The organism is Pseudomonas sp. PVC-3-1 (assembly GCF_057444315.1).
This window is the reverse complement of record NZ_CM172023.1, coordinates 489685-511906: the sequence shown is the minus strand read 5'-3', so window position 1 is coordinate 511906 and position 22222 is coordinate 489685. Positions and strand designations below refer to the sequence as shown.

Sequence of the window (22222 nt, the reverse complement as noted above, 5' to 3'; positions counted from 1 at the left end):
GCCCGATGAGTGATCTTCCCGTCGCCAATGCCGCCGTTGCCAATGGGGCTGTGGCCAACGCCGCCCCCAGCAGCCTGACCGGCCTGCTGGTGCCGCTGGCCGACCGCAACCTGCTGTTGCCCAACGTGGCGGTAGCCGAGCTGATCACCTACCGTGCCCCGCACCCGGTGGAGGGCCTGCCGTCCTGGTACCTGGGCCAGGTGGCCTGGCGCGACCTGCGCCTGCCGCTGCTGTCCTTCGAGGCGGCCTCCGATGGCCAGGCCGAAGTCAGCCCCGGTGCGCGGGTGATCGTGGTCAACGCCCTGGGCGGACGCCCCAACGTGAAGTTCTTCGCGCTCCTGGTGCAGGGCATCCCGCGTTCGCTGAAGGTCGGCTCCGATCTCAAGCGCCTGGACGTGCCGCTGGCGCCGTTGGAGCTGGATGCGGTGGACCTGGGTGATGCCCACGCGCGCATCCCCGACCTGGCCGCGCTGGAGCAGAAGCTGGCCGACTCCGGCCTGATCTGAGCCAGCCATGAGCGGTGGCCTGCGCCTTGCCCAACTGGGGGATCTACCCGGTTTCGAGGTCGCCGGCGCCACCCTCGGTGGCCACAGTTTCGAACGCCACAGCCACGACGAATTCGTCATCAGCGCCAACCTGCGCGGCGAGGAAAGCGTCTGGCTGGACGGCCGCACCTTCGACGCCGGCCCCGGCGCGATCACCGCCTACAATCCGGGGCAGATCCAGGGCGGCGGCGTCGCCGAAGGCCAGCCCTGGCAATTCGTCAGCCTCTACGTCGCTCCTGAGCAACTCGCCGCGATGCTTGGCCTGCAGCGCCTGGAGTTCGAACGTCCCACCGAGCGCCTGCCTGCTCTGACCGCTGCCATGGCCGACGCCGTCGAGCGTGTGCTGGGCGATGACGCCTTTGTTCGCCAGCGCGGCGAGGAGCGTCTGACGTTGCTGCTGGCCGAAATCGCCCGCGTCATGGGGGTACGCCTGCCGCAGGACGCTGCGGCGAGCGGTGGACGGATCGCCGACCTGCAGGGCTGGCTGGCGGCCGACCTGGCGCGGCAACCCAGCCTCGACGAGATGGCGGCCTACCTCGACCTGTCGCGCTTCCACCTGCTGCGCAGCTTCCAGAAGCAGGTCGGCCTGAGCCCCCGGCAATGGGCCATGCAACTGCGCACCCGCCGCGCCCAGGCGCTGCTGCGCGCCGGCCTGCCGGCCACCGAGGTGGCGCACGAACTCGGCTTCGCCGACCAGAGCCACCTGAACCGGCACTTCCGCGCGGCCTACGGTGTGTCGCCGGGGATTTTCCAGCGCGCCCTGCGCTGAGCAATCCGGTTCAAGTGCGATCGCCGCTGTCCAGGCAGAATCGCGCCATCGTCATCCTGTTCGAGAGCTGATCCATGACTCTGTTCTTCGCCGCGCTGCTGTTCGGCATCGTCTTCTGCCTGTCCCCCGGCGCGGTCCTCGCCGAAACCCTGCGCCGTGGTCTGAAAGGCGGTTTCCGCCCAGCGCTGCTGGTGCAGTTCGGTTCGCTGATCGGCGATGCGGTGTGGGCACTGATCGGCCTGACCGGACTGGCGCTGTTGTTCGGCCACGAAACCTTGCGCCTGCCGCTGACCCTGGCCAGCGCGGCCTACCTGGCCTGGCTGGGCGTGCAGAGCCTGCTGGATGCACGGCGGGTCGGCGTGGCGGAGGAGGGCGACAGCGGCGAGCACAACGCGGGTGCCTTCGCTTCCGGGGCCATGCTGTCGTTGTCCAACCCGAAGAACATCGTCTACTGGGGCGCACTGGGCGGCGCCATGGCCGGGTTGGTGAACGGCGTTCCGTCGCTGGCGGATTCGCTGGTGTTCTTCGCCGGGTTCATGACCGCCTCGGTGCTCTGCTGTTTCCTCTGCGCGGCACTGGTGGACTGGTTGCGGCGCAATGCTTCGCCGCGCTGGCACCGGGTGAGCCACGCGTTGTGCGGGTTGGTGTTGCTGGTGTTGGCGGGGTTGGCGTTGCGGGGGATCTGAATCGCCGGGGCTCAGTGCCGGGGCTGTTCGCGAGCAAGCTCGCTCCTACCCAAAGCGCACCGTGCCAGCCGGCTGCCTGTAGGAGCGAGCTTGCTCGCGAACCCGCCCAACGCAGATGCGTTTAGAAATCGCCCCAAAGCTGCTGCGCCACGCTCAGTGCCACCACCGGTGCGGTCTCGGTCCGCAGCACCCGCGGTCCCAGCCGCGCGGCCTGGAAGCCAGCCCCCTTGGCCTGCTCGACTTCCGCATCGCTCAAGCCGCCTTCCGGGCCGATCAGGAAGGCCAGGCTTCGCGGCTTGTCATGGCTGGTCAGCGGCTCCGCTACCGGGTGCAGCACCAGCTTGAGCTGCGCCTCGCAGCTCTCCAGCCACTCGGCCAGGGTGACCGGTGCGTTGAGCACCGGCAGCACCGAGCGGCCGCACTGTTCGCAGGCGCTTATCGCCACTTGGCGCCAGTGGGCCATGCGCTTGTCGGCGCGTTCGTCCTTCAGGCGCACTTCGCAGCGTTCGCTGACGATCGGGGTGATCTCGCTGGCGCCCAGTTCGGTGGCCTTCTGGATCGCCCAGTCCATGCGCTCGCCACGGGACAGCCCCTGGCCCAGGTGCACGCGCAGCGGCGATTCGGCCTGGCCGTCGAAAGCTTCGCGCAGCTCGACTCGGACGTTCTTCTTGCCCACCTCGATCAATTCACCCAGGAATTCCTGGCCGGAGCCATCGAACAGTTGCACGGCATCGCCGGCCGTGTGTCGCAGCACGCGGCCGATGTAGTGGGCCTGGGCTTCGGGCAGCTCGTGCTGGCCGAGGGAGAGCGGGGCATCGATGAAGAAGCGGGAGAGGCGCATGGCAATGTCGAACTGATGGGGGAAAGCGGCAAGCTTAAAGCTTTCGGCCTGCCGCTTGTAGCTGATCAGCCCGGATCGCGATGCTCGGGGAAGCGTTCGCTGACCGCCACGCTCACGCTGTCGCGGGTGGCGATGTCGATGCCTTCGCTGGCGACTTCGGCGAGGAAGTCGATCTGCTCGGGGGTGATGATGTACGGCGGCAGGAAGTACACCACGCTGCCCAGCGGGCGCAGCAGCGCGCCACGCTCCAGGCCGTGCTGGAAGACCTTCAGGCCGCGGCGTTCCTGCCAGGGATAGGCAGTCTTGCTGGCCTTGTCCTGGACCATCTCGATGGCCAGGATCATGCCGGTCTGGCGGATTTCCGAGACATGCGGGTGGTCGGCCAGGTGCGCAGTGGCGCTGGCCATCCTGGCCGCCAGGGCCTTGTTGGCCTCGATGACGTTATCCTGTTCGAAGATGTCCAGGGTCGCCAGGGCGGCGGCGCAGGCCAGCGGGTTGCCGGTGTAGGTATGCGAGTGGAGGAAGGCGCGCAGGGTGGCGTAGTCGTCGTAGAAAGCCTGGTAGACCTTGTCGGTGGTCAGTACCGCGCTCATCGCCAGGTAGCCGCCGGTCAGCGCCTTGGACAGTACGAGGAAGTCCGGGGTGATGCCGGCCTGTTCGCAGGCGAACATCGTGCCGGTGCGGCCGAAGCCGACGGCGATTTCATCGTGGATCAGGTGCACGCCGTAGCGGTCACAGGCCTCGCGCAGCAGCTTGAGGTAGACCGGGTGGTACATGCGCATGCCGCCGGCGCCCTGCACCAGCGGCTCGACGATAACCGCCGCGACTTCCTTGTGGTGTTGCTCCAGTGCCTGCTCCATGGCGGCGAACATCGTCCGCGAATGTTCCTCCCAGCTCACGCCCTCTGGGCGCAGGTAGCAGTCGGGGGTCGGCACCTTGATGGTGTCCATCAGCAGCGACTTGTAGGTTTCGGTGAACAGTGCCACGTCGCCCACCGACATCGCCGCGACCGTCTCGCCGTGGTAGCTGTTGGTCAGGGTGATGAAGCGCTTCTTCTCCGGCTGGCCGAGGTTGTGCCAGTAGTGGTAGCTCATCTTCAGCGCGACTTCGATGCCGGCCGAGCCGCTGTCGGCGTAGAACACCCGGGAGAATCCCGCTGGCGCCAGGCGCAGCAGCCGCTCGGACAGCTCGATCACCGGTTGGTGGCTGAAGCCGGCGAGGATCACGTGCTCCAGCTGGTCCACCTGGTCCTTGATGCGCTGGTTGATGCGCGGGTTGGCGTGGCCGAAGACGTTGACCCACCAGGAGCTGACCGCGTCCAGGTAGCGCTTGCCTTCGAAGTCCTCCAGCCAGATGCCTTCGCCGCGGCGGATCGGGATCACCGGCAGGCGCTCGTGATCTTTCATCTGGGTGCAGGGGTGCCACAGCACCTCGAGATCGCGCTGCATCCACTCGGCGTTCAGGCCCATGGTCTGCTCCTTGAAATGATGACTCGTCAGACGGTCGGCCCGCCCGGATCGGGCAAGCCTATTCAATGCACTTGAGATGAACAAGGACACGTCCTACGACACATGTCGCGGGGAGCCGACCAACACGGCTATTCGGCATTCGGGCGCTCACGTATGCTTCGCGCCTTTGCACCAATTCGGGGAAGTCTGGCGATGAAAATGGGATGGCTGCGCGCTGCCGCGTTGCTTGCTCTGGGGGTGTTCAGTGCAGTGGCGCTGGGCAAGGACAAACAACCGACCGCCATCGTGGTCGGCGGCGGGCTCGCCGGTCTCTCCGCGGCCTACGAGCTGCAGCAGGCAGGCTGGCAGGTCACCCTGCTGGAAGCCAAACCGCAGGTAGGCGGCCGTTCGGGCCTGGCCACCAGCGAATGGATCGGCAACAAGAAGGTCCAGCCGACCCTCAACGGCTACCTGGATACCCTGAAGGTGAATTCGGTGCCGGCACCGGAATTCGTCCGTACCCCGAGCTACCTGATCGATGGCGTCTACTACACCAGCTCCGATCTGAAGACCAAGATGCCGGCCGTTGCCGCGGACCTCGAGCGTTTCGAAAAGTCCCTGAACGAGCTGTCCGCCTCCATCGACGACCCGCTCAATCCGCTGGCGAACAAGACCCTGTTCGCCCTCGACCAGCTCACCGCCGCGCGCTGGCTGGACAAGCTGAACCTGTCGCCGACGGCGCGCCTGCTGGTCAACCAGCGTATCCGCTCGCATTACGACGAGCCGTCGCGCCTGTCGCTGCTCTACCTCGCCCAGCAGGGCCGTGTGTACCGTGGTGTCGACGACCGTGACCTGCGCGCGGCGCGTCTGCCCGGTGGCAGCCAGGTGCTGGCCCAGGCCTTCGTCAAGCAGATCAAGACCATCAAGACCAACGCCAAGGTCACCTCGATCAGCCAGGACAAGGACGGCGTGACCGTCAAGGTCGGCCCTACCGGCTACACCGCCGACTACCTGGTGCTGGCCGTACCGCTGCGCGCCCTGGGCAACATCACCCTGACCCCGGGGCTGAACGAGAAGCAGCAGGCGGCGCTCAAGGGCACCAACTACGGCTGGCGCGACCAGATCCTGATGAAGTTCAAGCGCCCGGTGTGGGACGACAAGTCGCGTCTGTCCGGCGAGATCTACAGCGATCAGGGTCTGGGCATGATCTGGGTCGAGCCCGCCACCAAGGGCGGCGCCAACGTGCTGATCAACCTCTCCGGCGACAACGCCCGTGTGATGCAGGCCTTTGGTGATCGCCAGCTGTCGGAGCAGGTGCTGATCCGCATGAACAAGTACTACCCGAAGATGCGCGGCGCCTACGACGGCTACGAAATGCGTCGCTACAGCACCGACGCCGGCACCGGCGGGTCCTACCTGGCCTTCGGTCCGGGCCAGATCAGCCGCTTCTGGCGCGTGTGGGAAACTCCGGTCTCCCGCGTGGCCTTCGCCGGCGAGCACACCGATGCGCTCTACCCGGGCACTATCGAAGGCGCCCTGCGCAGCGGCAAGCGTGCCGCCAGCCAGGTGCGCGACCTGTACGCCGGCAAGACGCCGGTGGTGGAAGGCGCGGCGATGGTTGCCGACAACAAGCCGGCCGCCAGCGCCAAGCCGGCCGAGAAGGGTGAGAAGAAGGGCATCATGTCCTGGCTGCCGTTCTGATCGAACCCGTTCCATTCACAATGCCGGCGAAAGCCGGCATTGTCATTTCTGGCTCTGGGACGGGCGTTTCAGACCGAGACCTATCTTGTCAGTCGATGTTTCAAAGCAGATTTTTCTGCTTTTCTTCGATGGATTAACCGCTAGTCTTGAATTCCCATTTTCAAGGATGTCGATCGATGCAATGGCGTAATTCCCCCGCCCGCTACGGACTGGTCAGCCTGTTCCTGCACTGGGGCAGCGCGCTGGTGGTGTTTGGGCTGTTTGGCCTGGGCCTGTGGATGCGCGAGCTGGACTACTACGACACCTGGTATCACCGCGCCCCGGAAATCCACAAAAGCATCGGCATCCTGCTGGCCATCGCCCTGATCGTGCGCGTGCTCTGGCGCTTCATCAGCCCGGCGCCGCCGTCCCCGGCCAACCACGGGCAGATGACTCGCCTGGCCACCAAGCTCGGCCACCTGGCGCTCTATGCGCTGCTGTTCGCGGTGATCATCGCCGGCTACCTGATTTCCACCGCCGAGGGCAAACCCATCAGCGTGTTCGGCTGGTTCGACGTGCCCGCCACCCTGAGCGGGCTGACCGACCAGGCCGACATCGCCGGCGCGATCCACCTGTATCTGGCCTGGGGCCTGGTCGTCCTGGCCGTGCTGCACGCCCTGGCGGCGTTCAAACACCATTTCTTCGACCGCGATGCGACCTTGGTGCGCATGCTCGGTCGTGCCGCGAAATAACACCTCACCTCAAAGGGAGATTGCTTCAATGCTGAAGAAGACGTTCGCCGCTCTGGCGCTGGGTACCGCCCTGTTCTCCGCTGGCCAGGCCATGGCCGCGGACTACAAGATCGACAAGGAAGGCCAGCACGCCTTCATCGAGTTCCGCATCAAGCACCTGGGTTACAGCTGGCTGTACGGCCGCTTCGACGACTTCGACGGTGCTTTCACCTTCGACGAGAAGAACCCGTCCGCCGACAAGGTCAAGGTGACCATCAACACCAACAGCGTGAACTCCAACCACGCTGAGCGTGACAAGCACCTGCGCAGCCCGGACTTCCTCAATGTCTCGAAGAACCCGACTGCGACCTTCGAGTCCACCGCCGTCAAGGCCGAGGGCAAGAATGCCGAGATCACCGGCAACCTGACCCTGAACGGCGTGACCAAGCCGGTCACCATCAAGGCTGAACTGATCGGCCAGGGCGATGACCCGTGGGGCGGCTACCGTGCCGGCTTCCTCGGCACCACCACCCTCAAGCTGAAAGACTTCAACATCCAGCGCGACCTTGGCCCGGCTTCCCAGGAAGTCGAGTTGACCCTGTCGGTTGAAGGGGTGCGTCAGTAAGACGCAGGAATGCGAAAACGCCGGCGAATGCCGGCGTTTTCGTTTGTGTCGCTAGTCCGTATGGCCTTGCAGGCACTGCCGCAGGAGCTGGGTGAGGGTACGCTGCTCGTCATCGTTCAGCGGCGCGAACAGACTGTCATGGGTCCGTGCGAGGATGGCCTGGGTACGCTCGTCGATGCGGCTCCCGGCCTCGGTGAGAAACAACTGGAAGCTGCGCTGGTCATCGGGGTTGCGTTCGCGGCGAACCAGGCCGAGGGTCTCCATTTCACGGATCTTGCGGGTCACCAGCGCCTTGTCGCGGCACATCTTGCGGCCCAGGCTCTGCAAGCTCTGGCCGGCATCGGCGCCAATCAGTTCGAGCAGACGGATATCCGGTGGCGTGAGGTCGATACCCTGCGCACACAGTTCGTCCTGGAGGCTCTCGCGCAAGTGGTCGAGGACCTTCATCAGGGTCTGCGGCAAGTCGGGATTCACGTTGTGGGTCATCGGCTCGGTCACGGTAAACCTTGTGTAAATCAGGTTGATCGGATCAACCATTTTTTCGTATTTTAGTTGATGTTATCAACTTTGTTCGTCGCCGCGACTGCCTTGCGGGAAACCTACTGCGATATCGGCCAATGGCTAAAACGTTTCAGTAGTTTTCCCTCAGGGCTTTCGGACGTTTACAAACAGAGCTGAATGTAAGTATTTTTGCCAGCTTTTCCGGACCGGCAAGCCCACAGCCAAACCGGATGCTTTGCTCACGAGGACAACGATATGCAACGAAAGCCAGCCATGCGCGCTCTGGTTCCCGCCCTGCTCGTCGCCATGGCCACTCTTGCCGGCTGCGACAAAGCCCAGGCCCCGCAGGAGAAGCAGATCCCCGAGGTCGGTGTGGTGACTCTGCAGCCGCAGGAGGTGACCCTGAGCACCGAACTGCCGGGCCGCACCACCGCGTATCGCATCGCCGAAGTTCGCCCGCAGGTGAACGGCATCATCCTCAAGCGCCTGTTCAAGGAAGGCAGCGACGTCAAGGAAGGCCAGCAGCTGTACCAGATTGACCCGGCCACCTATGAAGCGACCCTGCAGAGTGCCCAGGCCAACCTGGTGTCCACCCAGCAGCAGGCCGAGCGCTACAAGGAACTGGTCAAGGACGAGGCGGTGAGCAAGCAGCAATACGCTGACGCCCAGGCTGCGTACCTGCAGGCCAAGGCCACCGTCGACAACGCCAAGATCAACGTGCGCTACACCAAGGTGTATTCGCCGATCTCCGGCCGCATCGGTCGCTCCAGCGTGACCGAGGGTGCCCTGGTGCAGAACGGCCAGGCCACCGCGCTGGCCACCGTGCAGCAGTTGGACCCGATCTACGTCGACGTCACCCAGTCCTCCACGGCGCTGATCCGCCTGCGCCGCGAACTGGCCGCAGGCCAGCTGGAGAAGGCCGGTGACAACGCCGCCAAGGTCAAGCTGTACCTGGAAGACGGCTCCGAATACCCCGTCGAGGGCAAGCTGGAGTTCTCCGAAGTCTCGGTCGACCAGGGCACTGGCTCGGTGACTGTGCGCGCCATCTTCCCCAACCCGAACAAGGAGCTGCTGCCGGGCATGTTTGTCCATGCGCAGCTGGAAGAGGGCATCAAGAAGCAGGCCATTCTCGCGCCGCAACAGGGCGTCACCCGTGACTTCCGTGGCATGGCCACCGCCCTGGTGCTCAACGGCGAAGACAAGGTCGAGCTGCGCACCCTCAAGACCGAGCGCACTGTCGGCGCCTTCTGGCTGGTCAGCGATGGCCTCAAGCCCGGCGACCGCCTGATCACCGAAGGCCTGCAGTACGTCCAGCCGGGCGCCCAGGCCAAGGCCGTACCCGCGAAGAACGTGGCGCCCACCGCTGGTGCCGCCGACAAGCCCGCCGCCGCTGAACCGGCCAAGCAGGGTTAATCAAGGGGATTCGTAATGTCGAAGTTTTTCATTGACCGGCCCATTTTCGCCTGGGTAATCGCCCTGGTGATCATGCTGGCGGGCGGTCTGTCGATCCTCAAGTTGCCGGTGAACCAGTACCCGGCCATTGCCCCGCCGGCCATCGCCATCCAGGTGAGCTACCCGGGTGCGTCCGCCGAAACGGTGCAGGACACCGTGGTGCAGGTCATCGAGCAGCAGATGAACGGTCTCGACCATCTGCGCTACATCTCCTCGGAGTCCAACTCCGACGGCAGCATGACCATCACCGTGACCTTCGACCAGGGCACCAGCCCTGACATCGCCCAGGTCCAGGTGCAGAACAAGCTGCAGCTGGCCACGCCGCTCCTGCCGCAGGAAGTGCAGCAGCAGGGCATCCGCGTGACCAAGGCGGTGAAGAACTTCCTGATGGTGGTCGGCGTCGTCTCCACCGACGGCAGCATGACCAAGGAAGACCTGTCGAACTACATCGTTTCCAACATCCAGGACCCGCTGTCGCGGACCGCTGGTGTGGGTGACTTCCAGGTGTTCGGTTCGCAGTACGCCATGCGCATCTGGCTGGACCCGGCGAAGCTCAACAGCTTCCAGATGACTCCGGGCGACGTGAAGACGGCGATCCAGGCGCAGAACGTGCAGATCTCCTCCGGCCAGTTGGGCGGCCTGCCCGCGGTCAAGGGCCAGCAGCTCAACGCCACGATCATCGGCAAGACCCGTCTGCAGAGCGCCGAGCAGTTCAAGGAAATCCTCCTCAAGGTCAACGCCGACGGCTCCCAGGTTCGCCTGAAGGATGTCGCCGACGTTGCCCTGGGCGGCCAGGACTACAGCATCAACGCCCAGTTCAACGGCAAGCCGGCCTCGGGTATCGCGATCAAGCTGGCCACCGGCGCCAACGCGCTGGACACCGCCAAGTCGATCCGCGCCACCCTGGCCACTCTGGAGCCGTTCTTCCCGCAGGGCATGAAGATCGTCTACCCGTACGACACCACCCCGGTGGTCTCCGCCTCCATCCATGAGGTGGTGAAGACCCTGGGCGAAGCGATCCTGCTGGTGTTCCTGGTGATGTACCTGTTCCTGCAGAACTTCCGCGCCACGCTGATCCCGACGATCGCCGTGCCGGTAGTGCTGCTGGGCACCTTCGGCGTACTCGCCGCCTTCGGCTTCTCGATCAACACCCTGACCATGTTCGGCATGGTGCTGGCGATCGGCCTGTTGGTGGACGACGCCATCGTCGTGGTGGAAAACGTCGAGCGGGTGATGGCCGAGGAAGGCCTGTCGCCCCGCGAGGCGGCGCGCAAGTCCATGGGCCAGATCCAGGGCGCGCTGGTGGGTATCGCCATGGTGCTGTCGGCGGTGTTCCTGCCGATGGCGTTCTTCGGCGGTTCCACCGGGGTGATCTACCGGCAGTTCTCCATCACCATCGTCTCGGCCATGGCCCTGTCGGTGATCGTGGCGCTGATCCTCACCCCGGCATTGTGCGCCACCATGCTCAAGCCCATCGAGAAGGGCGACCACGGCGAGCACAAGCGCGGCTTCTTCGGCTGGTTCAACCGCAAGTTCCTCGCCACTACCCATGGCTACGAGCGCGGCGTCACCTCGATCCTCAAGCACCGCATGCCGTACCTGCTGATGTACGTGCTGATCCTCGGCGGCATGATCTATCTGTTCACCCGTATCCCCACCGCGTTCCTCCCCGACGAGGACCAGGGCGTGCTGTTCGCCCAGGTACAGACCCCGGCCGGTTCTTCCGCCGAGCGCACCCAGGTGGTGGTGGACTCGATGCGTGAGTACCTGCTGGACAAGGAAAGCAGCTCGGTGGCCTCGGTGTTCACCGTGACCGGCTTCAACTTCGCCGGTCGTGGCCAGAGTTCGGGCATGGCGTTCATCATGCTCAAACCCTGGGAAGAGCGCCCCGGCGCGGAGAACAGCGTGTTCGCGCTGGCCCAGCGCGCGCAGCAGCACTTCTTCAGCTTCAAGGATGCGATGGTGTTCGCCTTCGCCCCGCCGGCGGTACTCGAACTGGGTAACGCCGTGGGCTTCGACATCTTCCTCCAGGACCAGGCCGGCGTCGGCCACGAAGTGCTGATGCAGGCGCGCAACCAGTTCCTCGGCATGGCCTCGCAGAACCCGGCGCTGCAACGCGTACGTCCCAACGGCCTGAACGACGAGCCGCAGTACAAGCTGCTGATCGACGACGAGAAGGCCAGTGCGCTGGGCGTGTCCCTGGCGGACATCAACAGCACCGTGTCCATCGCCTGGGGTTCGAACTACGTCAACGACTTCATCGACCGCGGTCGGGTGAAGAAGGTCTACCTGCAAGGCCGCCCGAACGCGCGGATGAGCCCTGAAGACCTGGACAAGTGGTACGTGCGCAACAGTTCCGGCGAGATGGTGCCGTTCAGCGCCTTCGCCACCGGCGAGTGGAGCTATGGCTCGCCGAAACTGGCGCGCTACAACGGCGTCCCGGCCATGGAAGTCCTCGGTGAACCGGCCCCGGGTCGCTCCACCGGTGAGGCGATGGCCGCGGTCGAGGAGATGGTCAAGCAGTTGCCCAAGGGCGTCGGCTACTCCTGGACCGGCCTGTCCTACGAGGAGCGTCTGTCCGGCTCGCAGGCTCCGGCGCTCTACGCGCTGTCGCTGATCGTGGTGTTCCTCTGCCTGGCGGCGCTGTACGAGAGCTGGTCGATCCCGTTCTCGGTGATGCTGGTGGTGCCGCTGGGCGTCATCGGTGCGCTGCTGGCGACGTCCATGCGCGGCCTGTCCAACGACGTGTTCTTCCAGGTGGGCCTGCTGACGACCATCGGCTTGTCGGCGAAGAACGCCATTTTGATCGTGGAGTTCGCCAAGGAGCTGCACGAACGCGAAGGCAAACCCATCGTCGAAGCGGCCATCGAAGCGTGCCGGATGCGTCTGCGTCCGATCGTGATGACTTCCCTGGCGTTCGTCCTCGGCGTGTTGCCGCTGGCGATCTCCACGGGTGCAGGCTCGGGCAGCCAGCATGCAATCGGTACCGGCGTGATCGGCGGCATGGTCACCGCGACCATCCTCGCGATCTTCTGGGTACCGCTGTTCTATGTGGTGGTCAGTACCCTGTTCAAGGACAAGCTGTCCAAGGAACAGGAAGCCACCGAGAAGGGGCATTGATATGAGAAAGTCCTTACTGTCCCTCGCCATAGCAGCCGGTGTGTTGTCCGGCTGCTCGCTGATCCCCGACTACGAGCGCCCCGAGGCGCCCGTGGCCGCGGCTTACCCGCAGGGCGATGCCTACGATGCGGCACAACCGGCCAATGCCGGCGCCGACATCGGCTGGCGCGAGTTCTTCAAGGACCCGCAACTACAGCGACTGGTCGAAGTGTCGCTGGAAAACAACCGCGACCTGCGCGTCGCTGCATTGAACATCGAAGCCTACCGGGCGCAGTACCGTATCCAGCGGGCTGACCTGTTCCCGGCGGTGGACGCCAGCTTCGACGGCTCGCGCCAGCGCCTGCCGGCGGACCTGTCGCAGACCGGCAGCTCGATGATCAGCAGCCAGTACGGCGCGACCCTGGGCGTCACCGCCTGGGAAATCGACCTGTTCGGCCGCCTGCGCGCCCTGCGTGACCAGGCGCTGGAGCAGTACTTCGCCACCGAAGAGGCGCGTCGCAGCACCCAGACCAGCCTGGTGGCCAACGTCGCCAACGCCTACCTGACGCTGCGTGCCGACCAGGCACAGCTGCAGCTGACCCGCGACACCCTGGGCACCTACCAGAAGAGCTACGACCTGACCAAGCGCAGCTATGACGTCGGCGTTGCTTCGGCGCTGGACCTGCGCCAGGCACAGACCTCGGTGGAAAGCGCGCGGGCGACCCTGGCGCAGTACACCTGCCTGGTGGCGCAGGACCAGAATGCGCTGGTACTGCTGCTCGGCTCCGGTCTGCCGGCAGATCTGCCGCAAGGCCGTGGCCTGGGTGACGAGCTGCTGGCCACCGTGCCGGCGGGCCTGCCCTCCGACCTGCTGCAGCGCCGCCCGGACATCCTCCAGGCGGAGCACCAGCTCAAGGCGGCCAACGCCAACATCGGCGCGGCGCGGGCGGCGTTCTTCCCGAACATCAGCCTGACTGCCAACGCCGGCACCCTCAGCCCGGACCTCGGCGGCCTGTTCGACGGCGGCTCCGGCACCTGGCTGTTCAAGCCCTCGATCAGCCTGCCGATCTTCAACGCCGGCAGCTTGCGCGCGAGCCTGGACCTGGCCAAGGTGCAGAAGGACATCAACGTCGCGCAGTACGAGAAAGCCATCCAGACGGCCTTCTCCGAAGTCGCTGACGGCCTCGCTGCGCGCGGCACCTTCAACGAGCAGCTGCAGGCGCAGCGCGCGCTGGTGGACGCCAGCAGCGAGTACTACCGCCTGGCCGACAAGCGCTACCGCACCGGTGTGGATAACTACCTCACCCTGCTCGACGCGCAGCGCTCGCTGTTCAGTGCCCAGCAACAGCTGATCTCCGATCGCCTTAACCAGCTGACCAGCGAGGTCAACCTGTACAAGGCTCTCGGCGGCGGCTGGCAGGCCACGGCGGCCCAGGCCAAGCCGATCTCCAGTGAGGCACCCGAAGGCCGGTTGTTCTGACCGGAAACAAAAACGCCGCCCTCGGGGCGGCGTTTTTGTTTGGGGTAGTGAGCGGGTGCGACTGTCTTCTTCTGGATCCCTTTGCCCAGGATTTCCTTCTTCCTGCCCTGGCTACGCGCCCCGCTCCGAAGGGAGAGGGGACTGGGTCTGTGCCGGACGAACCCAGTGTGCCAGCCGGCACTGATAGCTCGCTCTCCCGTCCGCAGCGTAGGGCGCATAACCCGGAACAGGTTAAGCGCCACACATCGTTGCGCGGGAGCATGGGGCGGTTGGAGCAGGGGGCGGTTTGGGCTCTTGTAGGAGCGAGCTTGCTCGCGAACCTGCGGATCAGAGCATCGCGCTACGCCCGGCCGGCTGGATATGGTTGTCCGCCAGCCAATCCAGTGCACACTCGCGCAGCCGTTCGCCCTGGTAGACGTACCAGGCCTGCAGCAGCTCCGGATAGCCCATCAGCACGTGGCGGAAGGCCTTGAACGGCTTGCGCCCCTCGATGGCGTTGGCCAGGGCGGAATAGGCGTGGGGCTCGGGCACTTCGCGCAGGAACTCGCGCATCAGCTCCAGTGACTGGCCGCTGCTCAGCGGTTCGATGGGCAGCAGGCGCTCCGGCTCGCGGTGCAGCAGCTCGGCCAGTTCGGGGTCGGGGTCTTCTTCGGGAATCAGCAGCACCTGGCCGCTGAACAGATCGAGGTAGTGATCGATACCCTGGGTGTCGAGCGCGAAGGCGAGTTCGTCGAGGTCGATGGTCAGCGGGCGCATGGTCACTCTCCCAATATGGCGAGTGACTGATCCTACGCCATGCGCATGACAGCTGTCCTGCCGTTGTCGGCCGGTGCGGGCGCACCGACCGACTGGCGCATTACAGGCGGAAGCGGCCCACCTGCAGTTGCAGCTCGTTGCCCAGGCGCGCGAGCTCGGTGCTGGAGCTGGCGGTCTGTTCGCTGGCGGCGGCGGACTGGTCGGCGATCTCGCGCACCTGTACCACGCTGCGGTTGATCTCCTCGGCGACGCTGCTCTGCTCCTCGGCGGCCGAGGCGATCTGCAGGTTCATGCCCTGGATGTCGGCCACGGTGCGGGCGATCACGCCCAATGCCTCGCCGGCACGGCGGGTCAGCTCTACCGAGCTGCCGGTGAGGCGGCGGCTGTCGTCCATGCGCGTCACCGCTTCCTGGGCGCCGCGCTGCAGGCCAGCGATCAGGCCTTCGATTTCGGCGGTGGAGGACTGCGTGCGCTGGGCCAGGCCGCGCACCTCGTCGGCGACCACGGCAAACCCGCGCCCGGCCTCGCCGGCGCGGGCGGCTTCGATGGCGGCGTTGAGCGCCAGCAGGTTGGTCTGCTCGGCCACCGACTTGATCACGTCCAGCACGCTGCCGATCTTCTCACTCTCCTTGCGCAGCAGCTCCATGGCCTCGGCGGAGCGATCCACCTCAACGGCCAGGCGGTCGATCTGGTTCACCGCATCCTGCACCACCTGGTCGCCCTGGCGGGCCTGTTGGTCGGCCTGCTGGGCGGCGGCGGAAGCCTGCTCGGCGTTGCGCGCGACCTCCTGCACGGTAGCGGCCATCTCGTGGATGGCGCTGGCGACCTGCTCGGTCTCCACGCGCTGGCTATTCACCCCGGCGCGGGTCTGCTCAGTGACGGCAGAAAGTTCGTCGGCAGCCGTGGCCAGTTGGCTGACACTGCCGCCGATATGCCCCAGCAGCTGCGACAGGCTCTCGCGCATGCGCAGCATCACTCGCTGCAACTGGCCCAGCTCGTCGCTGCGCTGCAGGTTGAGGTCACGGGAAAGGCCCTGGGACAGGTCGCCCTGGGCGATACGCTCGGCCAGCTCCAGCGCCTCATGCAGCGGGCGGACGATCTGGCGGTTGATGGCCCAGCCGGAAAGCATGCCGAACGCCAAGGCCAGGACAGCGATGAGAATCTGCCGGGTCTTGGCGGCGGCGGTCTCGGCATCGTTGCGTTTCAGGGTGTCGTCGTACAGGCGGTCGCTCGCCGAAAGCAGTGCCTCGCTGGCGCCGTTCAGGCCCTTGCGCGCCTGCTGGGTAGCATTCACGCCGTCGCGAAAATGCTCAATGCCGCTGCGGTAGTTCTGCAGGTCTTTCAGCGCCGTGCTCAGGCCCTCCACGGCGATGTCCGGCAATTGGCTCTGCAGGGCGGTGCCAGTGTCGCGCAGCTTGTCGAAGGCCGCGAAAGCTGCCTGTTCGGCGCTGGCGGATTGCTCGAAGACGTAGCCACGCACCTGGTAGCGCACCACCAGCAGTTGCTGATGCAACTGGCCGACGGCCTGGGCGCCTTGCAGAAACTGGGCGTCGCCGGGGTGTTCGGCGAGCAGCTCGAAGAGTTGCTTGTCCAGCGCCTCGAATGCCTGCAGGGCGCTCTGCGCGCTCTCCACCAGGGTGCCGCGGGCCTGGGTGCGCTGGTCGACGGCGCGGGTCAGAGCGGAGAAGGCTTCGCGGTACTCGCTGACGGCCTGGCGTGCCACATCCAGCTGTTTGGCGTCGATGTCGCTGCCTTTCAGGCGCTGTTCGATCAGCTCCAGCATTTTCGTGCTGTGCTGCTCTACGCGCTCGGCCTGGCTGCGGTCGCCGCCCAGTTCGAACTGCAGACGCGCGAGGTTGGCCTGCTGGCTGAGATCGTTGAGTTCGGTGATGGTCGCCATCTGCTGGCCGCGTTCGGCCTGGTTATCCAGGCTGCCCAGGCCGCTGAGCAGCACCAGAAGCGTCAGGAAGAGGAGGATGCCGAAGCCCACCACCAGCTTCAGGCTGACGTTCAGACGTCCCAGCTGTACTACTAGCCAATCGTACATGTCGAATACTCCAGGCAGGCGTCGCCACGGGATCGACGGCCCGGGGCTGGCAAGAGCGAAAGGTGCGGAGGCGAGGCGGAATTGTCGGGACGCATCTTCGTGCGTCAGAGGCTATCGGCCGTCGAAAGGGAAACTGAAGGCGGGAATTTGCCGCGGGGTTTCTGGCGTGGCGCGCGAGCTCTTGTAGGAGCGAGCTTGCTCGCGAACTGATTGCGCAGTGGAGGCTGTTCGCGAGCAAGCTCGCTCCTACAGGTCGACTCCGTGCACGGGAAGGCCCTCTCTCTTCGGGAGAGGGCTGGGGTGAGGGGAAGCCCTGTGCCGATGTCCGGTATGGGGAAAGAAAAAAGGCCCGCATTGCGCGGGCCCTTTTCATCTCGGAAGGATCAGACGCGGAAGCGGCTGACCAGCACCTGCAGTTCATTGCCCAGGCGCGCCAGTTCGACGCTGGAGGCGGCGGTTTCCTCGCTGGCGGCAGCGGTCTGCTCGGAGATGTCGCGCACGTTCATCACGCTGCGGTTGATCTCCTCGGCCACAGCGCTCTGCTGCTCGGAGGCGGCGGCGATCTGCTGGTTCATCGACTGGATGGTCGACACCGTGCGGGTAATAGCGCCCAGACGCTCGCCGGCGCGGCGGGTCAGGTCGACGGTGCTGACGGTCAGGTCGCGGCTGGTTTCCATCATCTGCACAGCCTGCTGGGTGCCGCTCTGCAGGCCGGCAATCAGTTCCTCGATCTCCTCGGTGGAGGACTGGGTGCGCTGCGCCAGGCCGCGCACCTCGTCGGCCACCACCGCGAAACCGCGGCCGGCGTCGCCCGCGCGGGCGGCTTCGATGGCGGCGTTGAGCGCCAGCAGGTTGGTCTGCTCGGCTACCGCCTTGATCACGTCCAGCACGCTGCCGATCTTCTCGCTTTCGCGCTTGAGCTTGAGCACCGATTCGTTGGTGCGGCCGACTTCGCCGGCCAGGCGGTCCATCTGGTTTACCGCTTCGTTCACCGCGCCTTCGCCGTCTCGGGCCTGGCGGTCGGCGGCAGAGGCGGCCTCGGAGGCTTCCTCGGCGTTGCGCGCGACTTCCTGCACGGTGGCAGCCATCTCGTTCATGGCGGTGGCGACCTGGTCGGTCTCGGTCTTCTGGTTGTTCACCCCGGCGCTGGTCTGCTCGGTCACCGCGGACAGCTCCTCGGCGGCACTGGCGATCTGCGTCACGCCGTCATGAATGCGGCCGATCAGCTCGCGCAGGGACAGGTTCATGCGCTGCATGCTCTTCTGCAGTTGGCCCAGCTCGTCGTGACGGTTGGTGGGGATGTCGCGACTGAGGTCGCCGTCGGCGATGCGCTCGGCATGGCCGAGTACGTCGCGCAGCGGATTGACGATCTGCGCGGTGATGATCCAGGCGGCGATGCTGCCCAGCACCAGGGCAATTGCCGCGGCCAGCCCCAGCAGCGTTTTGGCCTGGGCAACGCCGGCATCGCGCTTGGCGGTCTGGGTGGTGGTCAGTTCGGCGCTGAGCTTCTCGATCTGCTGGCCGGCATCGCGCATGCGGTCACGGGCGGCCTGGCTGTCGTTGACCTCGTTGCGGTAGTTGGTCAGCGCGTTGCGGTAGGTTTCCAGCGCGTCGAGGGTGGCGCGGAACTCGCCGTTCAGCTCCGCCGGCGAGGTGCTCATGTCGCTCTTCACGGCGTCGATCAGTTGCTGCAGCGCGGCAAGAGCGGGTTGTTCGAGGTTCTGCGCGTCGGTGCTGGTATAGGCCATCACTTGCAGGCGCGCCTGCATGACCGCGCGGCCGAGGCCGCCAAGGTCCTGCAGGTGCTGCAGGCCTTCGGCGCTGCCGTTGCCGACCAGCTTCTGCTCGGCCTTCTGCAGGCCTTCGCTGACGGCGCCGGCAGATTTGACCAGCACCTGCTTGGCGGCGTCGCGCTCTTCGAAGGACTTCAGCAGCTGGGCGTACAGCTTGCGGTACTCCACGCTCAGGTCGTGCTGCTGGTCGATGACGCGACGGTCCTCGGCCTCGGTGAAGCGCTCGTTCAGCGAGCGGTGGCGCTGGTCCAGCTTGTCCAGCGTATCGAGCACCGCCTTGGCATCTTCCGGAGCGCGGGTGGACTGGAATTTCAGGCGGGCGATGCGCAGGTCCTTGGCGATCGCGATCAGCTCGGAAATCTCGCCGAGCTTGTCGCCCCGGCTGATCACATTGCCCAGGTTGATCCAGCCGGTGAGGGCGATCAGCAGGGTGAGCAGCAGCACCAGGCCGAAGCCTGCGGCGAGTTTGAGTTTGACAGTCAGGTTGTTGAACCAGCGAAACATGAAGGCGGCGCTCCAGGATTGAACGGGGCCGGTACGCATGGCTGAGCAGGAAATGCGCAGAGTGGGGGACGACCGGTACCGCTGATATCGGCGCGGGAGCGTGGAACTGAAGAGTTCCGGAGTGCTTTTTCTGACTGGCGGTTCACGCTGGAGGCCGCGTGGTTACTGGCTTTGCGCCAGCTTGAGTTAGAACAGTCGTGCCAGAAGTGCGGTCACGGCGGTCTCGACGCGCAGGATGCGTTCGCCCAACTGGACGGGGTTCAGGCCGGCCTCTCGCAGCTTGTCGACCTCGTAGGGAATCCAGCCGCCTTCCGGGCCGATGGCCAGCGTCACGGGTTCGTTCAGCGCGCGCGGGCACTCGGGCCAGGGGCCGGGATGGCCGATCAGGCCGAGACTGCCGGCAGCCAGGGCGGGCAGGCGGTCTTCGACGAAGGGCTTGAAGCGCTTCTCGATGATCACCTCGGGCAGCACGGTATCGCGTGCCTGTTCCAGGCCGAGGATCAACTGCTCGCGCACGGCGTCAGGTTCGAGGAACGGCGTCTGCCAGAAGCTCTTTTCCACCCGGTAGCTGTTGAGCAGCACCAGGCGCGGTACGCCCATGGCGGCAACGGTCTGCAGCACGCGGCGGAGCATCTTGGGGCGGGGCAGGGCGAGCAGGAGGGTCAGCGGCAGTTTGGCCGGCGGGGCCTGGTCGAAGCTGACCTGCAACTCGGCCTCGTTGGCTTCCAGGCGCAGCAGGCGGCCTTCACCCATCAGGCCGCCAAGGCGGCCGATGCGCATCCGGTCGCCACTTTCGGCGCGGTGGACTTCCTGCATGTGGGTGAGGCGGCGGTCGCGCAGGATCACGCGGTCCGCCGCGACGAAGTCGGCGTCATCAAGCAGCAGCAGGTTCACGAGCGGGTGGCCGGAGGCTGGTCGCCCTTGGACTCTTCTTCCTCTTCCGGGCCGCGCTTGCGGATCAGGTGGCTGAACAGCACGCCGGCCTCGAACAGCAACCACATCGGTACTGCCAGCAGGGTCTGCGACAGCGGGTCCGGCGGGGTGAGGATCATGCCGACCACGAAGCAGCCGATGATCACGTACGGGCGGATCTTCTTCAGGTAGGCCACGTTGACCACCCCGATCCACACCAGCAGCACGGTGGCCACGGGAATCTCGAAGGCCACGCCGAAGGCGAACAGCAGGGTGAGGAAGTCCAGGTAGCTGTTGATGTCCGTCATCGGTGTCACGCCTTCCGGGGCCTGGCCGAGGAAGAAGTGGAACATCAACGGGAACACCAGGAAGTAGGCGAAGGCCATGCCGGCATAGAACAGCACGATGCTGGAGGCCAGCAGCGGCAGGGCGACGCGCTTCTCGTGCTTGTACAGGCCGGGTGCGATGAAGCCCCAGACCTGGGCGAGGATCACCGGCATGGCGAACAGCACGGCGACGATCATGGTCAGCTTCAGCGGCGCAAGGAAGGCCGACGCCGGGTCGATGGCGATCATGGTCGCGCCTTCGGGCAGGAAGCGACGCAGCGGCTCGGAGGCCAGTGCGTAGATCTTCTGCGAGAAGTACAGCAGGCCGATGAAGATCACGAAGATCGCCACCACGCAGCGCAGCAGGCGCGTGCGCAGCTCGGTCAGGTGCGAGACCAGGGGCATTTCCTGGTCGTGTTCGGGCTGGTCGGGTTTTTCGGCGCTCATGGGGTACGCGGCGTCTCGGGCGAAGCGGGCGGCTGGCTCGCGGCGGTCGGTTGGCTGGCTTCCGGCGCTTGTGGCGCAGCGGCGGGTGCCGCTTCCGGCGCGGCCGGCGGGACGATGCCGGCGCCCGGCAGGCTGTTCAGGCGGCTGTTGGGCGCGATGCTCGGCGCTGCAGGCGGCTCGGCAGGCGCCCCCTGGCCCTCAGGCTGGGTTTGCGTCTGCGGCTGCGGATTGAAGGTTTCCCGGGCCTGCTCTTGCAGGTCGGTCAACGGCGCCATCAGCTTCTTGGCTTCCTGTTCCATCTGCAGGATGTGTTCGTTGTGCAACTGGCGGCGGATTTCATCCGCGCCCAGCTCGCGCTCCACTTCCGTCTTGATGGCGTTGAAGCTGCGCTTGAGCCGGCCAATCCACAGGCCAGCGGTGCGCGCGGCACCCGGCAGGCGGTCGGGGCCGAGCACCAGCAGGGCGACGAGGCCCACCAGCAGCAGTTCGCTGAAGCTGATACCGAACATGGTTTATTCCATCAGTCCTTGCGAGCCGGTTCTTCGACCTTCTGCGCCTGGGCGTCGATGGTGTGCGGCTGGTTCAGCGGCGGGTTGCCGGCAGCGGCGTTCGGGTCTTTCTTCTCGTCTTCCTCGGTGTTCATTGCTTTCTTGAAGCCCTTGATGGCTTCGCCGACGTCCGAACCGAGGTTCTTCAGGCGCTTGGTGCCGAAGACCAGGACCACGACGATCAGGATGACGACCCAGTGTTTCCAGTCAAAGATGCCCATCTTGTTTTCCTCGCAAAGTTGTCGGGTTCAGGCAGACGGTTGGCGCGCGGCTTTCTCGTCGTGCCCGGAAAGGCCGAAGCGGCGGTCCAGCTCGTCCAGTACCGCCTGCGGGTGCTGGCCGAGGGCGGCGAGCATCACCAGGGAGTGGAACCAGAGGTCCGCCGTTTCGTAGATCAGGTCCGTGCAGTCACCGCTGGTGGCGGCGTCCTTGGCGGCGAGAATGGTTTCCACCGACTCTTCGCCAACCTTCTCCAGGATCTTGTTCAGGCCCTTGTGATACAGGCTGGCCACGTAGGAGCTGTCCGGTGCGGCATTCTTGCGCGCTTCGAGGACTTCCGCCAGACGGGCGAGGGTATCAGTGCTCATGGGGTTTTCCTGTACCTACGTGGGAGTAGATGGCATCCGGGTCCTTGAGGACCGGGTCGACGGTCTGCCAGGCGCCGTTCTCGAACACCCGGTAGAAGCAGCTTTCGCGGCCGGTGTGGCAGGCGATGCCGCCCAGCTGTTCGACCATCAGGATCACCACGTCGGCGTCGCAGTCCAGGCGCAGTTCATGCAGCTTCTGCACGTGGCCGGAGTCCTCGCCCTTGCGCCAGAGCTTGCCGCGCGAGCGCGACCAGTAGATGGCGCGGTTCTCGGCGGCGGTGAGGGTCAGGGCTTCGCGGTTCATCCAGGCCATCATCAGCACGCGGCCGGTGCGATGGTCCTGGGCGATCGCCGGCACCAGTCCATCGGCATTCCACTTGATTTCGTCCAGCCAGTCTTTCATCTCGGGTTCCGTACAGCGGGCACGCGCGGTGCCCAGAGCCAC

The 22222-nt window shown here is 65.7% G+C and carries 21 protein-coding genes and 2 pseudogenes; 9 read left to right on the top strand and 14 right to left on the bottom strand.

Features of this window, described 5'->3' with window-relative positions:
- The first annotated feature begins 5 nt into the window (after positions 1-5).
- From AC2T4A_RS02495 to AC2T4A_RS02485, 3 genes are all read left to right on the top strand, one after another.
- Positions 6-506, top strand: a complete 501-nt coding sequence (locus AC2T4A_RS02495; protein ID WP_486742660.1) for a chemotaxis protein CheW — start codon at positions 6-8, stop codon at positions 504-506.
- A 7-nt stretch (positions 507-513) separates the two neighbouring features.
- Positions 514-1314, top strand: coding sequence for an AraC family transcriptional regulator (locus tag AC2T4A_RS02490; RefSeq protein WP_416743540.1), 801 nt, complete (start codon positions 514-516; stop codon positions 1312-1314).
- Between the two features lie 74 nt (positions 1315-1388).
- Positions 1389-2000: a LysE family translocator gene (locus AC2T4A_RS02485; RefSeq protein WP_478378305.1), complete on the top strand. Its 612-nt coding sequence runs from the start codon at positions 1389-1391 to the stop codon at positions 1998-2000.
- Positions 2001-2121: 121 nt separating this feature from the next.
- Here AC2T4A_RS02485 and AC2T4A_RS02480 read toward each other — a convergent pair whose 3' ends face one another.
- A complete protein-coding gene (locus tag AC2T4A_RS02480; protein WP_478378304.1) occupies positions 2122-2841 on the bottom strand; it encodes a 16S rRNA (uracil(1498)-N(3))-methyltransferase in 720 nt (239 codons plus the stop codon).
- 65 nt (positions 2842-2906) lie between these two features.
- Positions 2907-4310: an adenosylmethionine--8-amino-7-oxononanoate transaminase gene (locus AC2T4A_RS02475; RefSeq protein ID WP_478378303.1), complete on the bottom strand. Its 1404-nt coding sequence runs from the start codon at positions 4308-4310 to the stop codon at positions 2907-2909.
- Positions 4311-4502: 192 nt separating this feature from the next.
- Here AC2T4A_RS02475 and AC2T4A_RS02470 point away from each other — a divergent pair, with 192 nt between their 5' ends.
- From AC2T4A_RS02470 to AC2T4A_RS02460, 3 genes are all read left to right on the top strand, one after another.
- On the top strand, positions 4503-5990 hold the full coding sequence (locus tag AC2T4A_RS02470; RefSeq protein WP_416743535.1) for a flavin monoamine oxidase family protein: 1488 nt from the start codon (positions 4503-4505) through the stop codon (positions 5988-5990).
- Between the two features lie 176 nt (positions 5991-6166).
- Positions 6167-6721, top strand: a complete 555-nt coding sequence (locus AC2T4A_RS02465) for a cytochrome b (protein ID WP_169889960.1) — start codon at positions 6167-6169, stop codon at positions 6719-6721.
- Between the two features lie 28 nt (positions 6722-6749).
- Positions 6750-7325 carry a YceI family protein gene (locus AC2T4A_RS02460; protein ID WP_416743532.1) on the top strand — a complete coding sequence of 192 codons (576 nt, stop codon included), beginning with the start codon at positions 6750-6752 and terminating at the stop codon, positions 7323-7325.
- Positions 7326-7376: 51 nt separating this feature from the next.
- Here AC2T4A_RS02460 and AC2T4A_RS02455 read toward each other — a convergent pair whose 3' ends face one another.
- Positions 7377-7811 (bottom strand): MarR family winged helix-turn-helix transcriptional regulator, encoded by a 435-nt coding sequence (locus AC2T4A_RS02455; RefSeq protein WP_416744365.1) that lies wholly within the window; start codon positions 7809-7811, stop codon positions 7377-7379.
- A 270-nt stretch (positions 7812-8081) separates the two neighbouring features.
- Between AC2T4A_RS02455 and mexA the strand changes: the two genes are divergently transcribed.
- From mexA to AC2T4A_RS02440, 3 genes are read left to right on the top strand one after another with little or no spacing between them, the layout of a single operon-like run.
- Positions 8082-9239 carry a multidrug efflux RND transporter periplasmic adaptor subunit MexA gene (gene mexA, locus AC2T4A_RS02450; RefSeq protein ID WP_416743531.1) on the top strand — a complete coding sequence of 386 codons (1158 nt, stop codon included), beginning with the start codon at positions 8082-8084 and terminating at the stop codon, positions 9237-9239.
- A 15-nt stretch (positions 9240-9254) separates the two neighbouring features.
- Positions 9255-12398: an efflux RND transporter permease subunit gene (locus AC2T4A_RS02445; protein WP_416743529.1), complete on the top strand. Its 3144-nt coding sequence runs from the start codon at positions 9255-9257 to the stop codon at positions 12396-12398.
- A gap of 1 nt (position 12399) precedes the next feature.
- Positions 12400-13857: an AdeC/AdeK/OprM family multidrug efflux complex outer membrane factor gene (locus AC2T4A_RS02440; protein ID WP_486742659.1), complete on the top strand. Its 1458-nt coding sequence runs from the start codon at positions 12400-12402 to the stop codon at positions 13855-13857.
- Between the two features lie 327 nt (positions 13858-14184).
- On the opposite strand, the gene AC2T4A_RS02435 is transcribed toward AC2T4A_RS02440, so the two are convergent.
- From AC2T4A_RS02435 to hisI, 11 genes and pseudogenes are all read right to left on the bottom strand, one after another.
- Positions 14185-14613: a UPF0158 family protein gene (locus AC2T4A_RS02435; protein WP_416743526.1), complete on the bottom strand. Its 429-nt coding sequence runs from the start codon at positions 14611-14613 to the stop codon at positions 14185-14187.
- Positions 14614-14713: 100 nt separating this feature from the next.
- Entirely contained in the window at positions 14714-15418 is a 705-nt protein-coding gene (locus tag AC2T4A_RS02430) for a methyl-accepting chemotaxis protein (protein ID WP_416744363.1), read from the bottom strand.
- A gap of 153 nt (positions 15419-15571) precedes the next feature.
- Positions 15572-16660, bottom strand: a pseudogene (locus AC2T4A_RS02425) (methyl-accepting chemotaxis protein); the annotation flags it as partial.
- A 383-nt stretch (positions 16661-17043) separates the two neighbouring features.
- Positions 17044-17748: a methyl-accepting chemotaxis protein gene (locus AC2T4A_RS02420; RefSeq protein ID WP_420826035.1), complete on the bottom strand. Its 705-nt coding sequence runs from the start codon at positions 17746-17748 to the stop codon at positions 17044-17046.
- Between the two features lie 216 nt (positions 17749-17964).
- Positions 17965-18957, bottom strand: a pseudogene (locus AC2T4A_RS02415) (methyl-accepting chemotaxis protein); the annotation flags it as partial.
- Positions 18958-19143: 186 nt separating this feature from the next.
- Positions 19144-19851 (bottom strand): 16S rRNA (uracil(1498)-N(3))-methyltransferase, encoded by a 708-nt coding sequence (locus tag AC2T4A_RS02410; RefSeq protein WP_486742658.1) that lies wholly within the window; start codon positions 19849-19851, stop codon positions 19144-19146.
- Positions 19848-20642 carry a twin-arginine translocase subunit TatC gene (gene tatC, locus AC2T4A_RS02405; RefSeq protein ID WP_478378301.1) on the bottom strand — a complete coding sequence of 265 codons (795 nt, stop codon included), beginning with the start codon at positions 20640-20642 and terminating at the stop codon, positions 19848-19850. Before tatC ends, AC2T4A_RS02410 begins: the two co-directional genes overlap by 4 nt.
- Positions 20639-21151 carry a Sec-independent protein translocase protein TatB gene (gene tatB, locus AC2T4A_RS02400; protein ID WP_486742657.1) on the bottom strand — a complete coding sequence of 171 codons (513 nt, stop codon included), beginning with the start codon at positions 21149-21151 and terminating at the stop codon, positions 20639-20641. Before tatB ends, tatC begins: the two co-directional genes overlap by 4 nt.
- A gap of 11 nt (positions 21152-21162) precedes the next feature.
- On the bottom strand, positions 21163-21411 hold the full coding sequence (locus AC2T4A_RS02395) for a twin-arginine translocase TatA/TatE family subunit (protein WP_017520155.1): 249 nt from the start codon (positions 21409-21411) through the stop codon (positions 21163-21165).
- 27 nt (positions 21412-21438) lie between these two features.
- Positions 21439-21777: a phosphoribosyl-ATP diphosphatase gene (locus AC2T4A_RS02390; RefSeq protein WP_065086256.1), complete on the bottom strand. Its 339-nt coding sequence runs from the start codon at positions 21775-21777 to the stop codon at positions 21439-21441.
- Positions 21767-22180 carry a phosphoribosyl-AMP cyclohydrolase gene (gene hisI, locus AC2T4A_RS02385; RefSeq protein ID WP_045212898.1) on the bottom strand — a complete coding sequence of 138 codons (414 nt, stop codon included), beginning with the start codon at positions 22178-22180 and terminating at the stop codon, positions 21767-21769. Before hisI ends, AC2T4A_RS02390 begins: the two co-directional genes overlap by 11 nt.
- Positions 22181-22222 lie beyond the last annotated feature (42 nt).

Excerpts from the sequence above, each read along its gene's own strand:
- AC2T4A_RS02495 (WP_486742660.1), top strand. The coding sequence starts at position 6 with ATGAGTGATCTTCCCGTCGCCAATGCCGCCGTTGCCAATGGGGCTGTG.
- AC2T4A_RS02490 (WP_416743540.1), top strand. The coding sequence starts at position 514 with ATGAGCGGTGGCCTGCGCCTTGCCCAACTGGGGGATCTACCCGGTTTC.
- AC2T4A_RS02485 (WP_478378305.1), top strand. The coding sequence starts at position 1,389 with ATGACTCTGTTCTTCGCCGCGCTGCTGTTCGGCATCGTCTTCTGCCTG.
- AC2T4A_RS02480 (WP_478378304.1), bottom strand. The coding sequence starts at position 2,841 with ATGCGCCTCTCCCGCTTCTTCATCGATGCCCCGCTCTCCCTCGGCCAG.
- AC2T4A_RS02475 (WP_478378303.1), bottom strand. The coding sequence starts at position 4,310 with ATGGGCCTGAACGCCGAGTGGATGCAGCGCGATCTCGAGGTGCTGTGG.
- AC2T4A_RS02470 (WP_416743535.1), top strand. The coding sequence starts at position 4,503 with ATGAAAATGGGATGGCTGCGCGCTGCCGCGTTGCTTGCTCTGGGGGTG.
- AC2T4A_RS02465 (WP_169889960.1), top strand. The coding sequence starts at position 6,167 with ATGCAATGGCGTAATTCCCCCGCCCGCTACGGACTGGTCAGCCTGTTC.
- AC2T4A_RS02460 (WP_416743532.1), top strand. The coding sequence starts at position 6,750 with ATGCTGAAGAAGACGTTCGCCGCTCTGGCGCTGGGTACCGCCCTGTTC.
- AC2T4A_RS02455 (WP_416744365.1), bottom strand. The coding sequence starts at position 7,811 with ATGACCCACAACGTGAATCCCGACTTGCCGCAGACCCTGATGAAGGTC.
- mexA (WP_416743531.1), top strand. The coding sequence starts at position 8,082 with ATGCAACGAAAGCCAGCCATGCGCGCTCTGGTTCCCGCCCTGCTCGTC.
- AC2T4A_RS02445 (WP_416743529.1), top strand. The coding sequence starts at position 9,255 with ATGTCGAAGTTTTTCATTGACCGGCCCATTTTCGCCTGGGTAATCGCC.
- AC2T4A_RS02440 (WP_486742659.1), top strand. The coding sequence starts at position 12,400 with ATGAGAAAGTCCTTACTGTCCCTCGCCATAGCAGCCGGTGTGTTGTCC.
- AC2T4A_RS02435 (WP_416743526.1), bottom strand. The coding sequence starts at position 14,613 with ATGCGCCCGCTGACCATCGACCTCGACGAACTCGCCTTCGCGCTCGAC.
- AC2T4A_RS02430 (WP_416744363.1), bottom strand. The coding sequence starts at position 15,418 with ATGGCCGCTACCGTGCAGGAGGTCGCGCGCAACGCCGAGCAGGCTTCC.
- AC2T4A_RS02420 (WP_420826035.1), bottom strand. The coding sequence starts at position 17,748 with ATGGCTGCCACCGTGCAGGAAGTCGCGCGCAACGCCGAGGAAGCCTCC.
- tatC (WP_478378301.1), bottom strand. The coding sequence starts at position 20,642 with ATGAGCGCCGAAAAACCCGACCAGCCCGAACACGACCAGGAAATGCCC.
- tatB (WP_486742657.1), bottom strand. The coding sequence starts at position 21,151 with ATGTTCGGTATCAGCTTCAGCGAACTGCTGCTGGTGGGCCTCGTCGCC.
- AC2T4A_RS02395 (WP_017520155.1), bottom strand. The coding sequence starts at position 21,411 with ATGGGCATCTTTGACTGGAAACACTGGGTCGTCATCCTGATCGTCGTG.
- AC2T4A_RS02390 (WP_065086256.1), bottom strand. The coding sequence starts at position 21,777 with ATGAGCACTGATACCCTCGCCCGTCTGGCGGAAGTCCTCGAAGCGCGC.
- hisI (WP_045212898.1), bottom strand. The coding sequence starts at position 22,180 with ATGAAAGACTGGCTGGACGAAATCAAGTGGAATGCCGATGGACTGGTG.